The sequence below is a fragment of the Streptomyces sp. NPDC049597 genome (genome assembly GCF_040675505.1).
GTDB lineage: Bacteria > Actinomycetota > Actinomycetes > Streptomycetales > Streptomycetaceae > Streptomyces.
The window spans coordinates 76,072-82,566 of sequence record NZ_JBFAOY010000030.1; the positions used below are offsets into that span (position 1 = coordinate 76,072).

General features: G+C 71.8%; 3 protein-coding genes and 1 pseudogene. 3 read left to right on the forward strand and 1 reads right to left on the reverse strand.

Going from position 1 to position 6,495, the window contains the following annotated elements; genetic code table 11:
- Positions 1 to 38: 38 nt before the first annotated feature.
- The 3 genes from AB0K02_RS27655 to AB0K02_RS27665 all read left to right on the forward strand — a co-directional run bounded on the left by AB0K02_RS27655 (position 39) and on the right by AB0K02_RS27665 (position 6,045).
- Positions 39 to 3,881, forward strand: a complete 3,843-nt coding sequence (locus AB0K02_RS27655) for an endo-alpha-N-acetylgalactosaminidase family protein (RefSeq protein WP_365995243.1) — start codon at positions 39 to 41, stop codon at positions 3,879 to 3,881.
- 328 nt (positions 3,882 to 4,209) lie between these two features.
- Positions 4,210 to 5,811, forward strand: a complete 1,602-nt coding sequence (locus AB0K02_RS27660) for an acyl-CoA carboxylase subunit beta (RefSeq protein ID WP_365995244.1) — start codon at positions 4,210 to 4,212, stop codon at positions 5,809 to 5,811.
- A gap of 24 nt (positions 5,812 to 5,835) precedes the next feature.
- The gene (locus AB0K02_RS27665; RefSeq protein ID WP_365995245.1) at positions 5,836 to 6,045 is read left to right on the forward strand and encodes an acyl-CoA carboxylase subunit epsilon; all 210 of its coding nucleotides are present in this window, start codon (positions 5,836 to 5,838) and stop codon (positions 6,043 to 6,045) included.
- 318 nt (positions 6,046 to 6,363) lie between these two features.
- Here AB0K02_RS27665 and AB0K02_RS27670 read toward each other — a convergent pair.
- Positions 6,364 to 6,495, reverse strand: a pseudogene (locus AB0K02_RS27670) (ATP-binding protein); the annotation flags it as partial.

Below are 6,495 nucleotides of genomic sequence, written 5' to 3' on the forward strand. Positions count from 1 at the left end.
CGTTGACGCCCCTGAAAGCCGGGGACTACTCAGTCCCCATGCCTCATAGATTCCGCGCGGCCTGTGCGACGGCCGCCGCCTCCTGTGCCGTGCTCGTCCTGGCCGGGACCGTACAGCCGGCCGCCGCCGAAGCCGACGGGCCCGCCGCCGTGACCGCGGCCGGCAGCGGGCCCGTCATCACCTCCGGCCTCCTCTCGGTCGCCGTCGCCGACGACTTCCCCCGGGTGCTCTCGTACACCGACCGCGCCTCCGGCGCGTCGCTGCTCGGCAGCACCCGCCCGGTCACCGAGGTCACCCTCAACGGAAAGCCGTACGCGGTCCGGCCGGCGGGCGCCCCCCGCGTCGACGCCGCTTCCGTCCGCCACACCCTGGTCTTCCCCGACCTGCCCGGCGTCGAGATCGACACCCGGGTGTCGGTGTCCGGCCGGGCCGTGACCTTCAAGGTCACCGCCGTGCGCGACACCGAGGCCTTCCGCGTCGGCACTCTCGACATACCCGGGCACGACCTCGTGTCCGTCGGCAGCACGGAGCAGGGCGCGGCCACGGCGTTCACCAAGCTCGATCCCGACTCCACCAGGACCGCGGACGTGTTCGGCAGGGTCACGGCGGACACCCCCGCCGAGGCCGCCCCCGTCGGCGCCACGTACGCCATCGTCAACACCGCCTCGCTCGCCGCCGCCGTCGAGTCCAACTCCTCGTACGACAAGCCGAGCGGCGCGACCGGCGGCGACGACGCGCGCCTGTGGCACCAGGCTCGCAAGGCCGGTGACGGCACGGTGCGCGTCGGTGTCTCCTCCGGCCAGTGGACCTACCGGGGTGAGGGCGCACCGCGGCCGGAGAGCGGCGAGAACCTGCCCTGGGCGAAGGTCGTCGTCACCCCGGACGCCAACGCGGACAAAAGGGTCGACTGGCAGGACGGCGCGGTTGCCTTCCGCTCGATCGGCATCACGGCGCCCGGCGGGAAGGACACCCCGGACCGGGTGATCACCCACATCCCGTTCAACTTCGCGAGCCAGGCCACCCACCCGTTCCTGCGCACCCTCGACGACGTCAAGCGCATCTCGCTGGCCACCGACGGACTCGGCCAGCTCGCCGTGCTCAAGGGGTACGGCTCCGAGGGCCACGACTCCGCACACCCCGACTACGGCGGCAACTACAACAAGCGCGCGGGCGGCCTGGCCGACCTCAACACGCTCCTCAAGGCGGGCAAGGAGTGGGGGGCGACCTTCGGCGTGCACGTGAACGCCACCGAGTCCTATCCGGAGGCGAACAACTTCAGCGAGACCCTCGTCGACAGGACGAAGCCCGGCTGGAACTGGCTCAACCAGAGCTACTACATCAACCAGCGCCGCGACATCAACAGCGGTGATCTGGCCCGCCGTTTCCAGCAGCTGCGGGACGAGACCGACCGCAATCTCACCTTCCTCTACATCGACGTCTACTACACGCACGGCTGGATCGCCGACAAGACCGTGCAGGCCGTGCGGAAGCAGGGCTGGAACGTCGGCACCGAATGGGCGGACAAGTTCGAGCGGGCCTCGCTCTGGTCGCACTGGGCCAACGACTTGGACTACGGCGGAGCCACCAACAAGGGCCTCAACTCCCAGATCATCCGCTTCATCCGCAACGGTGAGAAGGACGTCTGGAACAACCACCCGGTCCTCGGCCAGACCGTACTGGAGGAATTCGAGGGCTGGACCGGCGAGACCGACTGGAACGCCTTCTACGACAACGTCTGGCAGCGCAACCTGCCCGCCAAGTACCTCCAGCAGCAGCGGATCACCCGCTGGAACGGCAACGACATCACCTTCACCGGCGGCCTGCGCGGCACCGTCGAGGACGGCCGGCGCGCCTTCTACGACCACGGCCGCAAGGTCCTCGACGGCGACCGCTACCTGCTGCCGTGGGACGGCGGCGCCAAGCTGTACCACTACAACCAGGCGGGTGGCACCAGCAGTTGGGCCGTTCCCGGTCAGGGCGCCTACACCGTCTACAAGCTCACCGACAACGGCCGGGTGAGGACCGGCACCGTACGGCCCGGGGGCGGGAGGATCACGCTGACCGCCGAGGCCGGGCAGCCGTACGTGCTCTACCCGGACAGCGCCCCCGACCAGCGCGACGCCCGCTGGGGCGAGGGCGGTCGTGTCGCCGACCCCGGCTTCAACGACGCCTCGCTCGACGCCTGGATCCGGCGCGGGACGGTCACCCGTGACACCGACGACCACGGCCGCAACAGCGCTGCCCTGACCGGTGACGCCACCGCGTCCGTCTCCCAGCGGATCACCGGCCTCGATGCGGGCGAGCGGTACACCGCCTCCGCCTGGATCGAGGTGGAGCCGGGCAGCTCCCGCCGCACGACGCTGTCCGCCGGCGGGAAGTCCGTCGTCGTCGAGCGCTCCACGGTCAAGGACATGGTCGCCGCGTCCGACCGGCACGGCACCCACTTCCAGCGCGCCAAGGTCACCTTCACCGCGCCCGCCGACGCCACCACCCTGCGCGTCGAAGCCGCGGCGGGCAGCGCGGCACGCGTCCGCGTCGACGACGTGCGTGTCGTCGCGGGCGCCCCCGCCGGCAAGGACGGCGCACTCGTCCACGACGACTTCGAGGACGTCGACCAGGGCTGGGGTCCGTTCCTCAAGGGCGACGCCGGCGGCGTCACCGACCCGCGCACCCACATCAGCCAGTTGCACGCCCCCTACACGCAGGCCGGGTGGAACGGGAAGCTGATCGACGACGTCCTCGGCGGCAAGGAGTCCCTCAAGTCGCACGACGAGAACACCGGCCTCGTCTACCGCACCGCGCCGTGGACCGTGCCGATGGAGAACGGTCGCACCTATCGCGTCGAGTACGACTACCAGTCCAGCCACGCCGGGGCCTACGAGTGGGTGACCGGCTACGACCGGGCTTCCGGCGGGTCCGTGGAGCGCCGCCGTACCCCCATCGGCGCGCAGCGGATTACGGGCCACTTCTCCGAGACGGTCACCGCGGGCTGCGGCGACACCTGGACCGGTCTGCGCAAGCGGGGTGACGCCCCCGACGGCGCGGACTTCGTGATGGACGGCTTCACGGTCACCGACCTCGGCCCCGCGGCCGAGCAGGCCGCCTGCGGCACGCTCGCCGTGACGGCGCCGGAGACCCTGGTTCCGGGCAGCCAGAACGAGGTCGAGGCCGCGTTCGGCAACGACGAGGCGACCGCGGCGGCCGACGTGACGCTGGCACTCGCGCTGCCCGTCGGCTGGACGGCCGAGCCCGTGGGCCCGGTGCGCTTCGCGTCGGTCGCGCCGGGCGCCGAGGCCACGGGCACATGGCAGGTGACGCCGCCGGCGGACGCCGCGTACCGGACGTACCCGATCGGTGCGACGGCCGCGTACACGGTCGGCGGCACGCCCCGGCAGCTCACCGCGGCCACGTCCGCGCGCACGCTGCCGCCGCCGCCCTCCGCCGACGCCTGGGCGAGCGACCTCGACTGGACGTCCGCGCAGAACGGCTGGGGACCCGTCGAGCGCGACCTGTCCAACGGCGAGACCGGCGCCGGCGACGGCAGGCCCCTGACGATCGGGGGAGTGGCCTACGAGAAGGGCCTCGGCACGCACGCCCCCGCCCGGATCCGCTACTACCTGGGCGGCAGGTGCACCTCCTTCACCGCCTCGGTGGGCGTGGACGACGTCCAGACCACACGAGGCTCCGTCCGGTTCGGCGTGCTCGCGGACGGAGCCGAGAAGGCGGCCTCGCCCGTCCTGAAGCCCGCCGACCCGGCCTGGTCCCTGACCGCGGACGTGACCGGAGCCGACTACGTGGAGCTCGTCGTCGGTGACGGCGGCGACGGCAACGGCAACGACCACGCCGACTGGGGCGCAGCTCGCTTCCACTGCGGCGCCTGACGCCCGGCCCCTTCCTCCCTCCCGTCCCGTCCCGTCCGGACCGCGCCGCGCGGCCGGGCGGGCGGGACGGCGGTTTCCACGGCCCGGTACGGTGGGTCCGCCCCGCCCCGGCATCCGGGAATTAACCCGACCGGCCCAGGCGCGACACCCCGCTGTGAGCCGGCTCTCACCCGGTCCTGTTGTTGGACTCGCACAAAGTAGGGCCGGTCCGGGCTGGTGGTTGGCGCTCTGTGCGGAATGGTTCTGTCAGAGGCCGACAGGAGAACGGTCGCGAGACTGTACGGAGTCAACGGCATGCTTTTCTCGGGTCCCTCCGTAGGGTCGATGCATGACCGTTTTGGACCAGACCACCAGCGAGCCGATCGAGGCCGGCGAGCCGGCCGACGCGCGCGGCCGTGTGGCCGAGCTGCAGGCCCTGCGCGAGCAGGCGGAGCGCGGCCCGAGTGACCGGGCGACCGAGGCGCAGCACGCCAAGGGCAAGCTGACCGCCCGTGAGCGCATTGCGCTGCTGCTGGACGAGGGCTCGTTCAAGGAGGTCGAGCAGCTGCGCCGGCACCGCGCGCAGGGCTTCGGCCTGGAGGCCAAGAAGCCGTACACCGACGGTGTCGTCACCGGTTGGGGCACGGTCGAGGGCCGGACGGTCTTCGTCTACGCGCACGACTTCCGGATCTTCGGCGGCGCGCTGGGCGAGGCCCACGCCACCAAGATCCACAAGATCATGGACATGGCCATCTCGGCGGGCGCTCCGCTGGTGTCGCTGAACGACGGCGCCGGCGCGCGTATCCAGGAGGGCGTCTCGGCGCTGGCCGGATACGGCGGCATCTTCCAGCGCAACACCAGGGCCTCGGGTGTCATCCCGCAGATCTCGGTGATGCTCGGCCCGTGCGCCGGCGGTGCGGCGTACTCGCCCGCGCTGACCGACTTCGTGTTCATGGTCCGCGAGACCTCGCAGATGTTCATCACCGGCCCGGACGTCGTCAAGGCGGTCACCGGCGAGGAGATCACCCAGAACGGCCTGGGCGGCGCGGACGTCCACGCGGAGACCTCGGGCGTCGCGCACTTCGCGTACGACGACGAGGAGACCTGCATCGCGGAGGTCCGCTACCTCCTGTCGATGCTCCCGCAGAACAACCGCGAGAACCCGCCGGCCGTCGCCTGCGAGGACCCGGCCGAGCGCCGCTCGGACGTGCTGCTGGACCTGGTCCCCGCCGACGGCAACCGGCCGTACGACATGCACAAGGTCATCGAGGAGCTCGTCGACGAGGGCGACTACCTGGAGATCCACGAGCGCTGGGCGCGCAACATCATCTGCGCCCTGGCCCGCCTGGACGGCCAGGTCGTCGGCATCGTCGCCAACCAGCCGCAGTCGCTGGCCGGCGTCCTCGACATCGAGGCGTCCGAGAAGGCCGCCCGCTTCGTCCAGATGTGCGACGCGTTCAACATCCCGATCGTCACGCTGCTGGACGTGCCGGGCTTCCTGCCCGGCGTCGACCAGGAGCACGGCGGCATCATCCGCCACGGCGCGAAGCTGCTGTACGCGTACTGCAACGCGACCGTGCCGCGCATCTCCCTCATCCTGCGCAAGGCGTACGGCGGTGCCTACATCGTCATGGACTCGCAGTCCATCGGCGCCGACCTGACCTACGCCTGGCCCACGAACGAGATCGCGGTCATGGGCGCGGAGGGCGCGGCGAACGTGATCTTCCGCAAGCAGATCGCCGAGGCCGAGGACCCCGAAGCCATGCGCACGCGCATGGTCAAGGAGTACAAGGCCGAACTGATGCATCCCTATTACGCCGCGGAGCGCGGCCTGGTCGACGACGTGATCGACCCGGCCGAGACGCGCGAGGTGCTCATCCGCTCCCTCGCCATGCTCCGCACGAAGCACGCCGACCTGCCGTCCCGCAAGCACGGCAACCCCCCGCAGTAACCCTGCGACAGGACTGGAGCACCCATGAGCACTCCTACCGACCCCTCGTCCGTCGTCCGCGTCGAGAAGGGCCACGCCGAGCCCGAGGAGCTGGCGGCCATCACCGCGGTCCTGATGGCGCGTGCGGCGTCCCGTGCCGACGCACCGCAGCCGCACCGCGGCCGCACGACGGCGGGCTGGCGCCGCCTGGAGCGCCAGCGCGGCTTTCAGCCGTCCCACAGCTGGCAGGGCTGACGCCCTGGCCGGAAGGCCCCGCACACCACCGGTGTGCGGGGCCTTCCCCGTTCCGGGGACGGCGTCCGCTCCGGGACTGGGAGGTGCCCTGAGGGCAACTCCAGCCCGTCCGGCGAGTGAGGACACCGCGCGCAGCGCGGTACGGGTCCGGGCGGAGCCCGGTATCGGGAAGGGGCGGGGTGGGGAAGGTCGCCCGCCGCAGGCGCCCCACCACCCCCGCCACCCCCCGCGGCAACCGCAACGGCAACGGCCCCCCGAGACTCCGCACGGAGCCTCGGGGGGCCGTTCCACAGGCGCGTACAGGGACCGCCCGACCCGCTAGCGCAGGCGCGCCATCAGCGCATGCTCCACAAGCGTGATGAGGGCGCTCTTGGCGTCCGCGCGGTGGCGGGCGTCGGTGGTGATGATCGGGGTGTCGGGTCCGATCTGGAGGGCCTCGCGGACCTCTTC